The following is a 17,840-nucleotide window of genomic DNA, read 5'->3' on the forward strand; positions in this document are numbered from 1 at the left end:
CAATGTCTCAAGCGCGCTTGATACTCACCACATTGGCGCCAGCGCATTGCGCGTCAATTGAGTCGGCCCAAGCCTGCATCATTTCCCGGCGCTGCTCGACATAGGCTGCGTGATTGTAGGTCCCCCGAATTTCGTCGCTGTCACCGTGAGCGAGTTGGCGCTCGATCCAATCCTTGTTGTACCCGCGTCCATTCAGCTCGGTGCTGAGCAAGTGCCGGAAACCGTGGCCGGTCTGGCGTCCTTCGTAGCCCATGAGGCGAAGGGCTTTGTTGACGGTGTTTTCACTCATAGGGCGCTGAGGGTTGGCGCCAGCAAAAACTAGCTCATATCGCCCGGTTACCTCTTGAAGCTGGCGCAGGATCGCAACAGCCTGGCGGGGCAGGGGGACGATGTGAGGGCGGCGGGCTTTCATGCGTTCGGCTGGAATTGTCCAGGTTGCGCGCTCCAAGTCGAACTCTGCCCAGGGGGCTTGGCGAAGCTCGCCCGGTCGAACGGCCGTTAGCGTCAGCAGGCGGATGGCGTGCCGGGTAAGCGAATGGATATTCGCAGCTTCGCTCTTGGCCAGCATTTCAGGGAGTTCAGCAAAGGTGACGTGCGGATGATGGCGGGCAGCTTTCGGTGGTGCTGCTACCACGCTCAGATCCGTAGCTGGGTTGGCGTCAACGACGCCCTTGGCCAGCCCGTACCGAAATATCTGGTGTAGCCATTGACGGATCTTGCCAGCGGCATTGAGCGTGCCTCTTGCCTCTACCTTACGCACCAGTTCTACCAGGTCAGGCCGGGTGATCGCTTTTACAGGGCGAGAACCAATACCTGTAATCAAATCATTCTCCAGGTACAGCTTGGCCTTGTAGGTCGTGCTTTCTGCCCACCGAGGGGCGTTATAGGCAAACCACTCGCGAGCCAGTGTCTCGAAAGTCAGTCCCTCGACCTTCTGTGCTTGTTTGGCGGTTTTTTTCTGCTCGCCGGGGTCTATGCCCTCAATCAGTAGCTGGCGTGCCCCATCGCGAAGCTGACGAGCTTTCAGCAGGGTGACCGATGGGTATGCGCCGAGCGCCAGCATCTTCGCGCTGCCGTTGAAGCGGTATCGATAGCGCCACAGCTTGGAGCCGGTCGGGGTCACTTCTAGGCATAGGCCATTGGCGTCAGTCAGCCGGTACAGCTTGTCCTTCGGCTTGGCGGTGCGGATGGTGGTATCTGAGAGTGGCACGCAGCCTCCTTGCAGGCCGCACCAGGCGGGCGTATTGCCGTCCTGGTGTGAGTAGATTTCTAGACCGAACTGGATCTACTCACGAATCTACTCACATATGTTTGGGCTTACAAGGGAACGGTTGGGAACCGTAGAAAGCAAAAAACCCGCACTAGGCGGGTTTCTTGGGTGCTTTCAGGTGTGCTTGGCATCACCTGAAAACTAAAGGTGGTGCCCAGAGACGGAATCGAACCGCCGACACGGGGATTTTCAATCCCCTGCTCTACCGACTGAGCTATCTGGGCAACGGGGCGCATTAAACGGGTTTTTCAGGGGGTCGTCAAGCAAGTTTTCAAAAAATATTTAATTATTACCGTCGCTTACGTGCCGACCCCGGTTTTTGATCAATTATTGAGCAGGCGGCACGTAGCCGTCGGCCTTGGCGTAATCCTCGCCAGAAAAGAACTTGTCCATCTCGCCCTGCAGGTATTTGCGGTCTTCGGCGTTCATCATGTTCAGGCGTTTTTCGTTGATCAGCAGGGTCTGGTGTTTTTGCCAGTCAGCCCAGGCTTTGGCGGAGACGTTGTCGAAGATGTCCTGGCCTTTGGCGCCGGGGAACGGTGCGCGCTCCAGGGCAGGCAATTCTTCGTGGTACTTGCGGCACATGATGGTGCGGGTCATGACGGAACTCCTGCGTTCAATACATCGGCCGCGCGCTTCAGCAGTTTTTTCACTGGGGCGGCAAGGCCCAGGCGCGGCGGGGTGGCGAGGTTATACCAGAGCCAGTCGGCCTCGGCCACGTGATGGGCGGATTCCTCGACCTGGACCAGCCAGGGTTCGATGGCCAGCTGGAAGTGGCTGAAGGTGTGGATCAGCCCCGGCAGTTCATGCGGCGTGCCCAGCGCGAGCGCGTGCTGGTTGGCCAAGTGTTCCAGGTCCTGGAGGTCGTCGAGCTCCGGCAAGCTCCACAAACCGCCCCACAGGCCCGTGGAAGGGCGGCGGTAAAGCAGAATTGCGCCCTCGGCGTTGGCCAGCATCGGCATCAGCGTGCGCTTTTGCGGGATGGTTTTGCGCGGCTTGGGGATTGGGTAGCGCGTCTCCAGACCGAGCATGTGCGCCTCGCAGCCCTTTTCCAGCGGGCACAGCAGGCAACTGGGTTTGCTGCGGGTGCAGAGCGTGGCGCCCATGTCCATCATCGCCTGGGTGTAGGCGTTGACGCGATCGTGCGGCGTAAAGCGCTCTGCGGTAGCCCAGAGCTGCTTGGCGACCTTGGGCTCGCCGGGGTAGCCCTCTTGCGCGGTAAAGCGCGCCAATACGCGTTTGACGTTGCCGTCGAGGATGGGCGCCCGCAGGCCCATGCTCAGGCTGGCGATCGCACCCGCAGTGGATAACCCGATGCCGGGCAGTTCAGTGAGCTTTTCGACGTCCTTGGGAAACTCGCCACCGTATTGGGCGACGACGATCTTGGCGGTCTTCTGCAGGTTGCGTGCGCGGGTGTAGTAACCCAGGCCGGTCCACAGGTGCAGCACTTCGTCTTCCGGCGCGGCGGCCAGGGCTTCGACCGTCGGCAGGGAAGCCATGAACCGGTCGAAGTAATTGAGCACGGTGCTGACCTGGGTCTGTTGCAGCATGATCTCCGAGACCCACACCCGGTAAGGCGTAATGCCCTGTTGCCAGGGCAGGTCATGGCGACCGTGGCGGTCGTACCAGTCCAGCACTGCCTGTGAAAACTGCTCGTTTCTCATCGTTTGAACAGGCCTTTAAGGGCGTCTTTCAACTGCGGGTTGACCTTGTCGAGTTTCTCTTCGAGCTTCTCGCTGAGTTTGTTGCCGGCGGCTTTGACCGCAACCTGAGTCAAGCCGTCCTTGTCCAGGCGGCAGGCTTTGGCGCCCAGCTCCAGCGGGCCGCGGCAGCGCAGCGGCACTTCGATGCCCCGGAAGTTGGAGCCGACCTGGCAAGCCGGGTCCGGCACGTCGCGTGTATCGCCTTCGACGATGATGCCGACGCGATAATCCATGCCCAGCACGCGCAGGTCGATGTCACCGTTGCCGTTGACTGTCAGGCCCGGAATACGCACTTTCAGGTCCGGGTTGCTGGCCACGCCGTTGCGCAAGGTCAGGTTGCCGCGCAGTTCCTGGAACGGCGTGTCCTTGCCTTGTGGCGTGGTGGTCAAGGTCTTGCGGTTGAGCAGTGCGATGCCGGTGCACAGCTGCTGTTCAATGTTGGCGTTGAGCAGCGCGCCGTTATTGATCACAAAGCTGGCAGTGCCGTTAAGGCTGTCGATCAGCGCCTTCTGGCTGTTGCCACGGCCGTTGAGGTTGCTGTCGAGGGTGATCTGGCCTTTTACCGGCGGGGTTTGCCCCTGAGCTTGCAGGATGCGCTCAACCGGCACTTGCTTGATGTGGGTTTGCAGCGCGAGCACCGGGGTGTCCTGGCGCACATCGAGTGTGCCGTTGGCCTGGAAGGTGCCGTTGTAGAGGCCGCCGCTGAGGGTATCAAGCTTGAGCTGGCCATCGATGCCGGAGGCTTTGAGTGCAGCGTTCTGGATCGGCAGCTTGCTCAGGGTCAGTTGGCCGAAGGCCAGGTCGGCGTCCACGTCCAGCGTGCGCAGGCGCGTGAGTGGCAACAGCTTGTCGGTGCTCCACGCGCCTTTGGTCGGTGCGTCCGGCAGCGGTGTGGTGCCACCGGCGGCCATGGCGCCGGCCTCGCTGTTCTGCACTTCGGCCTGGCGTGCGGCCGCTGCACCTTTGGCGGTTTCGGACTTGGCCGGCAGGTAGTTGTCGGCGTTGAAAGTATCGCCTTTGAGTTGCAGGCGCAGGGATTGCTTGGCGAAATCCTCTACAGCGATGCGGCCCGTGAAGGTGCTGCTGTCGAGTTTCAGGTTCAAGTCTTCCAGTGCCACGCTGGTGGGCGTGCCTTTGAGGCGGCTGACCAGTTCAACTTTGCTGAGGCTGCCCGCCGCCATCGGCGGCAACGGGTGGCCGACGCTGTCGAGGAACTTGGCCAGGTCAAACTGGGCAATGGACAGGGCGCCGCTGAGCTGTGGGGTTTTGTTCAGGTCATTGACCTTCAGTTCGCCCAAGGCGCGCAGCTGGTTGGCGGAGAGTTTAAGGTTGGTCCATTCGGCAATATTGGCCGCCAAGTCCACCAGCAGTTGGCCTTGGGTGGAGAACGTTACGGTCTTGCCCAGCAGTGGCTCGCCGGTGGCTTCGCCGCTCAGTTTCATGTCTTCGAACTGGTAGCGCTGGAGCGCACGCTGGATGCGCAGGTTGCCGTTCAACTCGGTCTTGACGCGCATCAGCGGCTGGTTGCTGCCCAGGAATGCCGTGAGTTTGAGCGGAATGCTTGCGCCTTCGTGCACGGCACCGGCGCTCAACTGGATGCTTTCGGCGCTGTACTGTTTGCCGGTCTGCTCATCGTTGTATTCAACGCGGGCGTTGTTGATGGTCAGGCTGTCGATGTCCAGGCGGATCGGTTTTGGCGGTTTTTCCGGTTCAGGTTCGGCCGGCGTTTCCGCGGGGGCAGGCACCGGCGCATTGGCCGGTTTCTCGGTCACGTTCTTGCCGATGTCCTCCCAGTTGCCGTGGCCTTGCTTGTCGCGGTTGAGGCGCAGGTTCAGGCCTTCGACACGCACATCGCTCATCTGCACTTCACGGCGCAGCAGCGGCAGCACGCGCACCGACAGGCCGAGCATCTGCAGGTCGGCAAACGGCTGAGTCGGGTTGGTCATGGTCGCGACGCTGGCTTCGTGCAATTCCAGGCCCAGCCAGGGGAACAGGCTCCAACCGATGTCGCCATTGAGCGTCAGCTCGATGTGGGCCTTGTCGCGGGCAATCTGGCGGATCTCGTCTTTGTAATCGTTGGGATCGAAGAGGTGGGTCAGGGCAAAGCCCAGGGCCACAATGATCAGCAACAGCCCGAGAAGTACCAGACCCAGGATTTTGCCGAACGCTTTCATGGGCGAGTCCTTGTATGTCGATTTCAAAATTTAGCCGCAGAGTATAACGCCCGACGGCCTGCGTCAGTTCATGCATCGTTACATTGTATCTAGACGCAGCAAAATCGGATTTTGCCGCCCAGCAGAGCAGGTTGCGTGAAAAAGGTGATATCAGTTTGGTTTTTCTGTCATCCACTGGTGCTAATCTGCGCGGGTTCGTCTGTCGTCTGCGACACAGCGTCGCGCTTAAAAGGAGCTTTACTCAACAACAACGGCCACGCTCTGCGTGCAAGGCCGAGGGAGAGAGCGCCTGACGGACACATACTAATAACTGGGGGAAACACCAATGAGCACAAGCACTGCGGCTGGTAGTACTGCCGCACAGCCTGCGTTCCTGTCCAAGGAGCGCATTATCGCCAAGCCAGGGTTCAACCGCTGGCTGGTTCCACCGGCCGCCCTGGCCATCCACCTCTGCATCGGCATGGCCTACGGGTTCTCGGTGTTTTGGCTGCCGCTGTCCAAAGCGCTGGGTATCACGGCACCGGTCGCCTGCGCGCCGGACATGAGCTTCATCACGCAAGTCTTCTCGTCCCAGTGCGACTGGCCCATCTCCATGCTGGGCTGGATCTACACGCTGTTCTTCATCTTCCTGGGTTGCTCCGCAGCGATCTGGGGCGGCTGGCTGGAACATGCCGGGCCACGTAAGGCCGGCGTTGTATCGGCCTTGTGCTGGTGTGGCGGTCTGTTGATCTCGGCGTTGGGCATCTATACCCACCAGATCTGGCTGATGTGGATCGGCTCCGGCGTGATCGGCGGTATCGGCCTGGGCCTGGGCTATATCTCGCCCGTGTCGACCCTGATCAAGTGGTTCCCGGACAAACGCGGCATGGCCACCGGCATGGCGATCATGGGCTTTGGCGGCGGCGCAATGGTCGGTGCACCCTTGGCCGCAGCGCTGATGGGCCACTTCGCTTCGCCAACAAGCGTGGGCGTGTGGCAGAGTTTTGTGGTCATGGCCGTGATCTACTTCGTGTTCATGATTGGCGGCGCGCTGTCGTACCGCGTTCCGCCAACCGGCTGGAAGCCTGAGGGCTGGACCGCGCCGGCGAAAAAAGCCAGCAATGCGATGATCACCCACCGTCACGTTCACGTGAACGTGGCGTGGAAAACCCCGCAATTTCGCCTGGTGTGGCTGGTGCTGTGCCTGAACGTGTCTGCCGGTATCGGCATTCTCGGCATGGCGTCGCCGCTGCTGCAGGAAGTGTTCGGTGGCAAGTTGCTGGGTGTTGATGTGCCGTTCGGCCAGCTGGATGCCGGGCAATTGGCATCCATCGCGGCCATCGCCGCAGGCTTCACCGGCTTGTTGAGCCTGTTCAACATCGGTGGGCGGTTCTTCTGGGCGTCGTTCTCCGACTACCTGGGCCGTAAAAATACCTACTTCGTGTTCTTCGCCCTGGGCTTTGCCCTCTACGCGCTGATCCCGAACCTGGGGCACCTGGGCAATGTGGCGCTGTTCGTGGCGGCGTTCTGCATCATCCTGTCGATGTACGGCGGCGGTTTTGCCACCGTTCCGGCGTACCTGGCCGACCTGTTCGGCACCCAGATGGTCGGCGCGATCCACGGTCGCCTGTTGACCGCTTGGGCGGCGGCGGGCGTGTTGGGCCCGGTGTTGGTCAACTACCTGCGTGAGTATCAGTTGAGCATCGGCGTTGAACGTGCCGCAGCGTATGACATCACCTTGTACATCCTCGCCGGCCTGCTGGTGCTGGGCTTCATCTGCAACCTGCTGGTGCGCCCGGTGGCCGACAAGTACTTCATGACCGACGCGGAACTGGCTGCCGAACAGGCGCTGGGCCATGACAAAGGCGCCACTGCCTCTACGTCGCTGGAGTGGAAGGCTTCTTCCGCCAGCGTGCCATTGGCTATCGTGGCGTGGCTGGTAGTGGGCATTCCGTTGGCATGGGGTGTGTGGGTGACCCTGCAGAAGACCGCGGTATTGTTCCACTGATAAACCGTTGCGCAGTGCCCGCTCATGCAAGGTGAGCGGGCCTCGGGCAGCCAGAGCGGGCTAATCCTGCTTCTTGTCAGGCAAGGCTCTGGTTGATTGACCGCGCCATGGGATGCGTTGAAACCATGGCCGCGGCACCGGATGCACGATTACCCGCAAGGCTCGGGCGTAATCCATCACCAGGCCGGGTGTCCAGGCCATGGTCATGGCGCGCTTGCGTACTTGCGCGGCAATCCACAGTTCCGGCATGAGCAGGGTCTGCAACACCGAGCGCCAGCGTCGCGAGCGTTCCGCCAATACCCCATCCATCGAGGCTTCCAAGGCAAATGCCACGCTGCTCGAGCAGTTGCGGTAGGTCAGGTTGTAAGTGGCCTGTTGGCGATAGTTATTGGAAAACTCAATCAACGCCTTGCGGCTGTACCGGTGAAAAATGATCTTGCGGTCCGAATCGCACCAGTTGGCCACTTCGGTGGCGTAGTCCGGCTGGAAGGTGCCCGGCACGTCATTGTTGCGGGTGGCCTTGAGAATGCGGAAAAACTCTGACGGTGAGCGATCGATGTCAGCAACCGGATACAGGCTCAGGTACACCGACGGTGACAGTTCAAGGGCAGCGTGCCCGGTTGAAATCACGCCTTGTGCGTCCACGGCCGCGATGTAGCGATTGATGATCGGGCGGGGAATGGTGGTTGCGCTGGCGGTGCCTTCCGGCGTCCAGATATGCACCACCAGTGGATCGGTGCAGGCAGGCTCCGGCTCAGGCTGCGGCGGCGGTTCCTGCGGCGGCAGCTTCTTGAAATCCGATAGCAGGTCCCTGGGCGCAAGCAGCTCGAACGTCGAGGTGCCATGGCGCAATCGCCTGACGCGACGCGCAATGCGTACCGTGTTCAGGCCGCTGACGATCATCAGCGCGCCAAGAAAAAAAGACACGGTGGCACTGTTGGCGATGGGGTACGGGCTGACCAGCAACCCGGCGAATACCACTTGGGCGCCGCCGCTGATCAACGATGATCGCCAGCGCGGGAACCTGACGACCCAGGCCGAGGTGATGGTCAGCAGGCCGATCACAAAGTAGGTAAAGCCAAAGATGATCGCCAGCAGCAGGTTGCTGTAGACCTTGTCGGCAAGAATCAATACCGCGACAAAAAAGCAAATCCCGCCCTTGAAATACAGCACGGCGCGCTGAGTACCCACGCCGCTGGCGGCCACGCTCAGGGTGACAATGCTTTCCAGCAGCAACAGCAAGCCGAACGCGCGCAGCGGAAAGTACAACTCGCCATCCAGGCCGTCGATCATCACGCCAACGCCCATCACGCCCCATACGATACCGATCAGGCCGAGAAACCAGAATTTGGATCGGACGAATTCAACGCCGAACAGCAGTAAAGCAATCTGAATCATGAAGGTACTCGTACAGGTAGACGCTGATCGGCAAACGTTCAGGAATAGCGACTGCTTTGCCAGTTGCCGACAAATACTTGGCCCCTGGCATCGCGCATGGCGCCGGGGCTTTGGTCGTAAAGGGTCAGCCAGTCACCGTTGCCTTTGTCGATGCGAAAGGCCAGCGATGAGGCGTGGGTACGGGTGTCCGGCGACCAGTGCTGTTTGAGTTTTTCGCGGTCATCGGGGTGCACGCGCGCCAGCACCTGCTCAATGGTGCCCAGGGGCCGGGTGCCGATATCCAGCAGCGAATCGAGGTTGTCGTCCCAGAGGATGTCGCCTGTTTCGGGATGCAACTGGTACATCACGCCGTCGCCCCCCAGCCTTCCGGTTTGCGGGTCGTAGGGCCTGGCCGATTGCGTCATCAGGCGTATCACCACCACCAGCAGGGCGGTAATGGACAAGTAGCTTTGCGCAAGCAGCAAAGGCTCGCCTTCGAGCAGGCCCGGCACATAAAACGGCCCGGTCTTCTGATCGGTGTAATTGACCACGATGCTGCCCAGCACCAGCAGCGCGATCGAGCCTCCAGGGCTGCGCCAGGTCACGCAAACGGCAAGGGCGAGGGCGATCGGCAGGCAGGCCAGGATGAAATACACCGCAGCGCCGGCATCGGTGTCCAGCATGCTGGTGAGCCAGTGCGGCGCGGCCCCGAAGACGTACCAGGTATTTAATGCGAGCAGCAGCAGCCACCCGGCGCCGGCGAGTTTCTCCCGTGCGCTGACGGGAAATTCGCGCAGGTTGCTGTTCAGCACGTTCATGACCACAACGGTCGCAAAGAACACGCCGTTAACGCCAGACATCCAGTTGGTCATCAGCGTATGGGGTGATGTTTCCCCGGCCAGCATCAGCCAGCCCTTCCTGATCAGCGCCTGCACGCCACAAATGGCCACGGTCGCCAGCAACCACAGCACGATGGCGTGCAGGTCGTCGCCACGGCGCGCGAAACGCCGTACCAGCCAGGCAATGGCAATCGAACCTGCCAGCGCCTCAGCCGAAAGCGCGATGGCGGCCGGTGACTCCTCCCAGCCGTGCGCACCGAGCAGCACCCGCGCAATCAACAACACAAGGAACAGCATCGGCCAGTGCGCACGGCGCGAGCTCAGGAAGGCCGACACCGAGACGCCCGCCGGAAACCAGATAATCGCCATCTTCGAGATGGGGTCATCAAAGGCCAGGGAGGCCATGCCGGTCACGTAGTAGGTCAACGCCCACAGGAGGAGAATGCCGCTGCGCCGTAAGACTCTGGGTATCGTCACTGTTCAGTATTCGTCAGGTTTTAAACGTAGCGCTCATGTTACAGCGAAGCCGGCGCTGGCATTTGGCTAATATGCCGGGCGCACCATCCTGGAGCATGCACTTGTACGCACATGTCTAGCGCCGACACTCCATCAGTCTTATCCCCTTCGATGTTTCTGTTTAGCGCCCGCGCCCCTATAATGGCTGCCTTTTTCGCCCAATGATTTTGCGGAGCTGGTGATGGCCGAACGTAAGGCGTCCGTCGAGCGCGACACTCTGGAAACCCAGATCAAAGCCTCGATCAACCTGGATGGCACCGGAAAGGCCCGATTTGATATCGGTGTACCTTTTCTTGAGCACATGCTGGACCAGATCGCCCGTCACGGGCTGATCGACCTGGATATCGTCAGCAAGGGCGACCTGCATATCGACGACCACCACACGGTGGAAGACGTCGGTATCACGTTGGGCCAGGCATTTGCCAAGGCCATCGGCGACAAAAAAGGCATCCGTCGCTACGGCCACGCCTATGTCCCGCTGGACGAAGCGCTGTCGCGTGTGGTCATCGACTTCTCCGGCCGCCCAGGCCTGCAGATGCACGTGCCCTACACCCGCGCCACCGTGGGCGGCTTTGACGTTGACCTGTTCCAGGAATTTTTCCAGGGTTTCGTCAACCATGCGCTGGTCAGCCTGCACATCGACAACCTGCGCGGCACCAACACCCACCACCAGATCGAAACCGTGTTCAAGGCTTTCGGCCGCGCGCTGCGCATGGCCGTGGAGCTGGATGACCGCATGGCCGGGCAAATGCCCTCGACCAAGGGCGTCCTGTAATGCAGACGGTCGCGGTTATCGATTACGGCATGGGTAACCTGCACTCGGTGGCCAAGGCCCTCGAGCACGTAGGCGCCGGCAAGGTGCTGATCACCAGTGATGCCAACGTGATTCGCGAAGCCGACCGGGTGGTATTTCCTGGTGTTGGCGCGATTCGCGACTGCATGGCCGAGATCCGCCGCCTGGGCTTTGACAGCCTGGTGCGCGAAGTCAGCCAGGACCGCCCGTTCCTCGGCATCTGCGTGGGCATGCAAGCCTTGCTCGAGCGCAGTGAAGAGAACGACGGCGTCGACTGCATCGGCCTGTTCCCAGGCCAGGTGAAGTTCTTTGGCAAGGACCTGCACGAAGACGGTGAACACCTGAAAGTCCCGCACATGGGCTGGAACGAGGTGCGCCGCACCGTCGACCACCCGCTGTGGCACGAAATCCCGGACATGGCGCGCTTCTACTTTGTGCACAGCTACTACATCGCCGCCGGTAACCCGCGCCAGGTGGTCGGTGGCGGGCACTACGGCGTCGACTTCGCCGCAGCGCTGGCCGAAGGTTCGCGTTTTGCTGTGCAATTCCACCCGGAGAAGAGCCATACCCATGGCCTGCAGTTGCTGCAGAACTTCGCCGCCTGGGATGGTCGCTGGTAAATGGCCAGGAAGCCGAAGCAGCCGATCTTGAACCTCACCCCCGAGCAGGAGAGTGAGGCTACCCTCAAGATCAAGCGCTTCATGGAGGACCGCTTCGAGCTCAAGCTGGGCTCGTTCGAGGTCGCCGAGATTCTTGAGTTGTTCACCACCGAAGTGGCGCCGCACTATTACAACAGGGCGATTTTCGACGCGCAGACGCTCCTTAAAGAAAGGTTCGAAAGCATCGAAAGCGACTTGTGGTCGCTTGAGAAACCCTGATTTCCCAAGCATTGCTGAATATCGAATAAGGTTTGCCAGATGCTGATTATCCCCGCTATCGATCTCAAGGACGGCGCTTGTGTACGCCTGCGCCAAGGCCGCATGGAAGACTCCACCGTGTTCTCCGATGACCCGGTGAGCATGGCTGCCAAATGGGTAGAAGGTGGCTGCCGTCGTCTGCATCTGGTGGACTTGAACGGCGCCTTTGAAGGCCAGCCGGTCAACGGCGAGGTGGTGACCGCCATCGCCAAGCGCTACCCGAACCTGCCGATTCAGATCGGCGGGGGCATTCGCTCCCTGGAAACCATCGAGCACTACGTCAAGGCCGGCGTGAGCTACGTGATCATTGGCACCAAGGCCGTGAAAGACCCGGCGTTCGTTGCCGAGGCCTGCCGCGCGTTCCCGGGCAAGGTGATTGTCGGCCTGGACGCCAAGGACGGTTTTGTCGCCACTGACGGCTGGGCTGAAATCAGCACCGTGCAAGTGATCGACCTGGCCAAGCAGTTCGAAGCCGACGGCGTGTCCGCCATCGTTTATACCGACATCGCCAAAGACGGCATGATGCAGGGCTGCAACGTGCCGTTCACCGCCGCGTTGGCCGCCGCCACCAATATTCCAGTGATCGCTTCCGGTGGCATCCACAACCTGGGCGACATCAAGTCGCTGCTGGACGCCAAGGCGCCTGGCATCATCGGCGCCATCACCGGCCGCGCGATCTATGAAGGTACCCTGGACGTCGCCGAAGCCCAGGCTTACTGCGATGCCTACAACGGCTGAGGACTGACCATGGCGCTGGCCAAACGCATCATCCCTTGCCTGGACGTCGACAACGGTCGCGTGGTCAAGGGCGTCAAGTTCGAGAACATCCGTGACGCCGGCGACCCGGTGGAAATCGCCCGTCGCTACGATGAGCAAGGTGCCGACGAGATTACCTTTCTCGACATCACCGCCAGCGTCGATGGCCGTGACACCACGCTACATACCGTGGAGCGCATGGCCAGCCAGGTGTTTATCCCGCTGACCGTGGGCGGTGGCGTGCGCACCGTGCAAGACATCCGCAACCTGCTCAATGCCGGCGCGGACAAGGTCTCGATCAACACCGCCGCCGTGTTCAACCCGGAGTTTGTCGGCGAAGCCGCGCAGCACTTCGGTTCGCAGTGCATCGTGGTCGCCATCGACGCCAAGAAAGTCTCAGGGCCTGGCGAAACCCCGCGCTGGGAGATCTTCACCCACGGCGGTCGCAAACCTACCGGGCTGGACGCGGTGGAGTGGGCGATGAAGATGGAAGGCCTGGGCGCCGGTGAAATCCTGCTGACCAGCATGGACCAGGACGGCATGAAAAACGGCTTCGACCTCGGCGTGACCCGCGCCATCAGCGATGCGCTGGGCATTCCGGTCATCGCGTCCGGCGGTGTCGGCAACCTGCAGCACCTGGCCGACGGCGTGATCGAAGGCCACGCCAGCGCGGTGCTGGCGGCGAGTATTTTCCACTTTGGCGAATACACCGTTCCGGAGGCCAAGGCCTACATGGCGGCGCGCGGTATCGTCGTTCGCTAAACGCTGCTGGACACCATGGCAAGCGCGCGGCACTCTCTGCGCTTGCCATGGATTCCGGTAACTTTCATGTTCAAACACCTGCTGCTCGCCCTCGCCAGTTCTTCCATGCTTTTGGCAGGCTCGGCCCGTGCCGAAGAACCGTCTGACGCCTCTTTGGTGTTGCTGACGGAAAACTTCCCGCCGTACAACATGGCAAAAAACGGCAAGAACTTCGCCAAGGACGAGAACATCGAAGGCATCGCCGTGGACATCGTGCGCGAGACCTTCAAGCGTGCTGGCATTTCCTACAACCTGACCCTGCGTTTTCCTTGGGAGCGAATCTACAAACTCGCCCTGGAAAAACCTGGTTATGGCGTATTCGTGATGGCGCGCCTGCCGGACCGTGAAGCCCTGTTCAAATGGGTCGGCCCCATCGGCCCGGACGATTGGGTGTTGCTGGCCAAGGCCGACAGCAAGATCCAGCTGGATGACCTGGAGCATGCGCGCCGCTACAAGATCGGCGCCTACAAAGGCGACGCCATTGCCGATACGCTGGAAAAGCAAGGCCTCAACCCACTGGTGGTATTACGCGACCAGGACAACGCGCAAAAGCTCCTGGATGGCCAGATCGACCTGTGGGCCACCGGTGATCCCGCCGGGCGTTACCTGGCGCGTCAGGTGGGCGTGACGGGGCTCAAGACCGTGTTGCGCTTCAATAGCGCGCAACTCTACCTCGCGCTGAACAAGGACGTGCCGGACGAGCTGGTCGCCAAGCTTCAGGCCGCGCTGGATCAGCTGCGCAAAGACGGCGTGGTCGACGAAATCATGGCGCGCTACCTCTAACGGGCAAGAACTACTGTGGGAGCTGCTTGCCTGCGATAGCGGTGGTTCAGCTGAAATAGTTGTCACTGAAAGACTGCTATCGCAGGCAAGCCAGCTCCCACAGGTAATACTGCATTTCAAATGCACCCATGCGGCGCACTGCAATCAGCGGGAAAACCACGGTCAAAAATGTGGGAGCGGGCTTGCCCGCGAAAGCCTTGTGTCAGTCACTGAATCTGCTGACTGACCCACCGCTTTCGCGAGCAAGCCCGCTCCCACACGGGAATGTCGCCATCTGATCTAACGGTACTGACCGTTCTTGCCATGCCCGGCCATGGCCTGATTGCCGCGCACGCTGATCATCAGCTTGATATCAATCCAGTCGATGCCCTGAGCCTTGAGCTTGGGCAACTCGCGCTCCAGCACCGCCAGCGTCTGCGGATAAGGGTGGCCGATCATCACCACCGAGCCCTGCTTGTGCGCCAGCTTGATCGCGGTTTGCAGTTGCGTGGTAATGGCCGCCTCGGTGCGCTCGTCATCAAGGAATACATCCCGCGAGACATGCGCCAAACCAATCTTTTGCGCTTCGGCGGCGGCGACGGTCTGCGCGCTGGTGCGGCTGTCGACAAAGAACTTGTTGCGCCGCTGCAGCTCGCCCATCAACCAGGCCATGGCGTCCCGTTGGGCAGTCATGCGGCTGCCCATATGGTTGTTGATGCCAGCGGTGTAGGGCACGGCCTTGAACGCGGCGTCCAGGCGTTTGCCGAGTTCTTCGATCGGCAGCTCGGGGTGCCAGGCGAACGGGCCGGTGGCCGGGTCCATGGGCATATGCAGGATCACAATCTTGCCGGCCTTGTGCGCTTCGCGGGCGAATTCGGCGGCGTGGGGCGTGTCCGGCATCACCGCCGTGGTCACCGGCCCGGGCAGGGCCAAGACGCGACGATCCCGAGGCAGGTTTTGCCCCAGGTCGTCGATGATGAGGGTCAGGTAGGCTTTGTGTGGCTCGCCGTCAGGCGTCGCGTGGGCGACGCCTGCCAGGCTGCACAGCAGGGCGATGATCAGGGCAAAACGCATATCAACGGCTGCGCGTGATGCTCAGGCCTTTCAGCAGGCTCAGCGCCTGGGCCAGTTGGTAATCGTCGTCCTGCGGCATCGGCTTGGCTTTGGCGCCGCTGCCGGTTGGCTGGTCGGCACCGCCGTTGCCATTGCCCAGGTGACCTTGCAGGTCGGCCTCTTTGTAGTACTCGCTGTCGATTTCGTTGGTGATCTTGGCTTTACGCACTTCGATGTCCGGGACGATGCCCTGCGCCTGAATCGAACGGCCGTTCGGCGTGTAGTACAGCGCCGTGGTGATCTTCAATGCGCGGTCGTTGTTCAGCGGCAGCACGGTTTGTACCGAGCCTTTGCCGAAGCTGGTGGTGCCCATCAGCACGCCGCGCTTCTGGTCCTGCAGGGCACCGGCGACGATTTCCGACGCCGAGGCGCTGCCGCCGTTGATCAGCACTGCCAGTGGCACGCCTTCGCTCAAGTCATTGCCGGTGGCCGAGAAGCGCAACTCGGAGTTGGCGATGCGGCCTTTGGTGTAAACGATCAGGCCCTTGGTGATGAAGTGGTCGACCACTTCCACCGCAGACTGCAGCACGCCGCCCGGGTTGTTACGCAGGTCGAGCACGATGCCGTTGAGTTTCTTCCCGTTGTCTTTGCGCAGCTTGGCCAGGGCCTTGGCCACTTCGTCGCCGGTCTTGACCTGGAACTGGGTGATACGGATGTAGCCGTAGCCGGACTCCAGCAGTTGGCTCTTCACGCTCTTGACCGTGATGGTCGCGCGGGCCAGGGTCACGTCAAACGGGTTGCCGCCGTCGCGCACCAGGGTCAGGGTGATTTTCTGGCCGAGCTTGCCACGCATCTTGTCGACAGCTTCGGTCATGGTCTGGCCGCGAGTCGGTTGACCGTTGATCTTCACGATCAGGTCGCCAGCCTGGATGCCAGCTTTGGACGCCGGCGTGTCGTCGATCGGCGAGACCACTTTGATCTGGCCGTCTTCGGAGCCGACTTCGATGCCCAGGCCGCCGAACTCGCCGCTGGTGCTTTCCTGCAACTCGGCAAAATCTTCCGGGCCCAGGTAAGCGGAGTGCGGGTCGAGGTTGCTGAGCATGCCTTTAATGGCATTTTCCAGCAGGGTTTTATCGTCTACGGGTTCGACATAGGCTGCCTTGATCCGGTCCATGACCTCGGCAAAGGTGCGCAACTCGTCCAGCGGCAGCGGGGCCTTGGTGGTCGCAGCCGTGGTCGCGGTCGTGGCGGCGGGTGCAGCCCCAGCGGCCTGGTCGGCAAAAGCCAGAGGCGCGCCGATCACCAGGGCGATCGTCAGGGCCAGCGAAGTGAGGCGGGACAAATGCAGCATGTCGAACGAACTCCTAATGTAGATGCGGCCCTATCCTTGGGAACGGCACCATTGTGCAGGGTCGCTCGGGCGGCCCTGCTGACGAATAGCGAAGTACAGCGCCGGAGTGTCCTGGCCACCACTGTTACCGACAGTGGAGATGGATTCACCGGCTTTTACAACATCACCTGCCGACTTGAGTAAAGTCTGATTGTGGCCGTAAAGGCTCAAATAGCCATTACCGTGGTCAAGAATCACCAACAAACCGGCGCCGCGCAGCCAATCGGCAAACACCACGCGCCCACCGTGAACGGCATGAACCTGGCTGCCGGCGGCGGCGCTGATCATGACCCCGTCCCATTTGGCGCGGGTATCGTCACCTCGGGTTTCACCGAAGCGTGCCAGTAGTCGACCATCAACAGGCCATGGAAGTTTTCCACGCGCTGAAGCAAAAGGTCCGCCGAACGACTCGCCGGCGCTGGAAACCAGCGGGCCAGGCGCTGCGTGCGTCGGTTTGCGTGGGGCCGGAGCGTCGGTGGTGGCGGCCAGTTCGGCTTCACGCTGACGCTTTTTTTCCGCTTCCTGCTGGGCGATCAGCGCTTTCTGCCGCGCTTCTTCGGCCTCACGTGCCTGGCGAGCCAGGGTTTCCTCGATGGTTTTGAGCACTTTGCCCAGGTCAGCCTGGTCTTGCTCGCGGGCCTGCAGCTTGGCGTCGCGGGCCTTCACATCGTCGTTGAGCTTGGCCAGGGCTAGCTGGCGCTCTTTGCGGACCTTGTCCAGCTGGTCGCGCTGGGTGTCGAGGGCGGTTTTCTGGTCGAGCAGTTGCGATTGCTGGTCGGCAATTTCCTGCTCGACGTTGGCCAGCTGGCGCAGGGTTTCGTTAAAACCCTTCAATTGCGCCAGGCGTGCCTTGCTCAGGTAGTCGTAATAGGTGAGGGTGCGCGCGAATTTTTCCGGGTTCTGCTGGTTGAGCAGCAGCTTGAGGTATTCCTGGCGGCCGCTCTGGTACGCGGCGCGGGCCTGGATCGCAATCAGGCGTTGCTGCTCAACGCGTGCGCTCTGGAGTTTTTTTTTCTCAGCGTCGAGTCGCTCCAGTTCCGACTCGCTCTTCTTTAATTCTTTTTGTAGCTCCTGGACCTGCTTCTCAAGCTTGCCCATTTCGGTTTCGGTACCGCGCAGGTCTTTCTGCACCCCGGATTTCTCTTCCTGGAGCTTGCCGAGCAGTTTCTTCAACTCGGTAATGTCCTGACGCGTAGCGTCCAACTGTTGTTGGGTTTGTGCGCGCTCATCGGCAAATGCCGGTTGGAGCAGGCAGACTAGAGCGAGGGTAATCAAGGCGCGAAGCATAGAGGCGGGCGACACCAGGGAAAGGGACGGCCTAGTATGCCCGCCAAGCGCCGCAAAAAAAACGCCCAATTCGGGCTGGAAGGCAAGATAGGTGCCGAGTGGCGCTGGTATGGCGAAAAGATATCTACCAAACACAGGAGATCCAATGTGGGAGGGGGCTTGCCCCCGATAGCGGTGTATCAGCCACCTCTGTGTCAGCTGACCCACCGTAATCG

General features: G+C 61.1%; 16 protein-coding genes and 1 tRNA gene. 7 read left to right on the forward strand and 10 right to left on the reverse strand.

The window, feature by feature from the left end:
• Positions 1 to 7: 7 nt before the first annotated feature.
• The 5 genes from ABWL43_RS01600 to ABWL43_RS01620 all read right to left on the reverse strand — a co-directional run bounded on the left by ABWL43_RS01600 (position 8) and on the right by ABWL43_RS01620 (position 5,147).
• Positions 8 to 1,210 carry a tyrosine-type recombinase/integrase gene (locus tag ABWL43_RS01600; RefSeq protein WP_404486429.1) on the reverse strand — a complete coding sequence of 401 codons (1,203 nt, stop codon included), beginning with the start codon at positions 1,208 to 1,210 and terminating at the stop codon, positions 8 to 10.
• 208 nt (positions 1,211 to 1,418) lie between these two features.
• Positions 1,419 to 1,494, reverse strand: a tRNA-Phe gene (locus ABWL43_RS01605).
• A 103-nt stretch (positions 1,495 to 1,597) separates the two neighbouring features.
• A complete protein-coding gene (locus tag ABWL43_RS01610; protein WP_106577463.1) occupies positions 1,598 to 1,870 on the reverse strand; it encodes an oxidative damage protection protein in 273 nt (90 codons plus the stop codon).
• The gene (mutY, locus tag ABWL43_RS01615; RefSeq protein ID WP_106577464.1) at positions 1,867 to 2,934 is read right to left on the reverse strand and encodes an A/G-specific adenine glycosylase; all 1,068 of its coding nucleotides are present in this window, start codon (positions 2,932 to 2,934) and stop codon (positions 1,867 to 1,869) included. Before mutY ends, ABWL43_RS01610 begins: the two co-directional genes overlap by 4 nt.
• On the reverse strand, positions 2,931 to 5,147 hold the full coding sequence (locus tag ABWL43_RS01620) for an AsmA family protein (protein WP_404486432.1): 2,217 nt from the start codon (positions 5,145 to 5,147) through the stop codon (positions 2,931 to 2,933). Before ABWL43_RS01620 ends, mutY begins: the two co-directional genes overlap by 4 nt.
• A gap of 325 nt (positions 5,148 to 5,472) precedes the next feature.
• Here ABWL43_RS01620 and ABWL43_RS01625 point away from each other — a divergent pair, with 325 nt between their 5' ends.
• Positions 5,473 to 7,134, forward strand: a complete 1,662-nt coding sequence (locus ABWL43_RS01625; protein WP_145159872.1) for an OFA family MFS transporter — start codon at positions 5,473 to 5,475, stop codon at positions 7,132 to 7,134.
• A 60-nt stretch (positions 7,135 to 7,194) separates the two neighbouring features.
• Here the strand turns inward: ABWL43_RS01625 and ABWL43_RS01630 are convergent, their stop codons facing one another.
• A complete protein-coding gene (locus tag ABWL43_RS01630; protein WP_145159874.1) occupies positions 7,195 to 8,532 on the reverse strand; it encodes an HdeD family acid-resistance protein in 1,338 nt (445 codons plus the stop codon).
• 38 nt (positions 8,533 to 8,570) lie between these two features.
• Positions 8,571 to 9,827, reverse strand: coding sequence for an MASE1 domain-containing protein (locus tag ABWL43_RS01635; RefSeq protein WP_404486435.1), 1,257 nt, complete (start codon positions 9,825 to 9,827; stop codon positions 8,571 to 8,573).
• A gap of 220 nt (positions 9,828 to 10,047) precedes the next feature.
• Between ABWL43_RS01635 and hisB the strand changes: the two genes are divergently transcribed.
• From hisB to ABWL43_RS01665, 6 genes are all read left to right on the forward strand, one after another.
• Positions 10,048 to 10,641 carry an imidazoleglycerol-phosphate dehydratase HisB gene (hisB, locus tag ABWL43_RS01640; RefSeq protein ID WP_003218037.1) on the forward strand — a complete coding sequence of 198 codons (594 nt, stop codon included), beginning with the start codon at positions 10,048 to 10,050 and terminating at the stop codon, positions 10,639 to 10,641.
• Positions 10,641 to 11,279, forward strand: a complete 639-nt coding sequence (gene hisH / locus ABWL43_RS01645) for an imidazole glycerol phosphate synthase subunit HisH (RefSeq protein WP_262208058.1) — start codon at positions 10,641 to 10,643, stop codon at positions 11,277 to 11,279. Before hisB ends, hisH begins: the two co-directional genes overlap by 1 nt.
• Positions 11,280 to 11,537, forward strand: a complete 258-nt coding sequence (locus ABWL43_RS01650) for a DUF2164 domain-containing protein (RefSeq protein WP_145159881.1) — start codon at positions 11,280 to 11,282, stop codon at positions 11,535 to 11,537.
• 39 nt (positions 11,538 to 11,576) lie between these two features.
• Positions 11,577 to 12,314: a 1-(5-phosphoribosyl)-5-[(5-phosphoribosylamino)methylideneamino]imidazole-4-carboxamide isomerase gene (hisA, locus tag ABWL43_RS01655; RefSeq protein WP_145159883.1), complete on the forward strand. Its 738-nt coding sequence runs from the start codon at positions 11,577 to 11,579 to the stop codon at positions 12,312 to 12,314.
• Between the two features lie 9 nt (positions 12,315 to 12,323).
• Complete coding sequence (hisF, locus tag ABWL43_RS01660) at positions 12,324 to 13,094, forward strand: imidazole glycerol phosphate synthase subunit HisF (protein ID WP_003171107.1); 771 nt, start codon at positions 12,324 to 12,326, stop codon at positions 13,092 to 13,094.
• 66 nt (positions 13,095 to 13,160) lie between these two features.
• The gene (locus tag ABWL43_RS01665) at positions 13,161 to 13,916 is read left to right on the forward strand and encodes an ABC transporter substrate-binding protein (RefSeq protein ID WP_145159885.1); all 756 of its coding nucleotides are present in this window, start codon (positions 13,161 to 13,163) and stop codon (positions 13,914 to 13,916) included.
• A gap of 279 nt (positions 13,917 to 14,195) precedes the next feature.
• Here ABWL43_RS01665 and ABWL43_RS01670 read toward each other — a convergent pair whose 3' ends face one another.
• From ABWL43_RS01670 to ABWL43_RS01680, 3 genes are read right to left on the reverse strand one after another with little or no spacing between them, the layout of a single operon-like run.
• Positions 14,196 to 14,969 carry a divergent polysaccharide deacetylase family protein gene (locus tag ABWL43_RS01670; RefSeq protein ID WP_106577473.1) on the reverse strand — a complete coding sequence of 258 codons (774 nt, stop codon included), beginning with the start codon at positions 14,967 to 14,969 and terminating at the stop codon, positions 14,196 to 14,198.
• 1 nt (position 14,970) lies between these two features.
• Entirely contained in the window at positions 14,971 to 16,299 is a 1,329-nt protein-coding gene (locus tag ABWL43_RS01675) for a S41 family peptidase (RefSeq protein ID WP_145159889.1), read from the reverse strand.
• 30 nt (positions 16,300 to 16,329) lie between these two features.
• Positions 16,330 to 17,625 carry a murein hydrolase activator EnvC family protein gene (locus tag ABWL43_RS01680; protein ID WP_404486440.1) on the reverse strand — a complete coding sequence of 432 codons (1,296 nt, stop codon included), beginning with the start codon at positions 17,623 to 17,625 and terminating at the stop codon, positions 16,330 to 16,332.
• Positions 17,626 to 17,840 lie beyond the last annotated feature (215 nt).

This window comes from Pseudomonas sp. HT11 (assembly GCF_044875395.1).
Taxonomy (GTDB): domain Bacteria; phylum Pseudomonadota; class Gammaproteobacteria; order Pseudomonadales; family Pseudomonadaceae; genus Aquipseudomonas.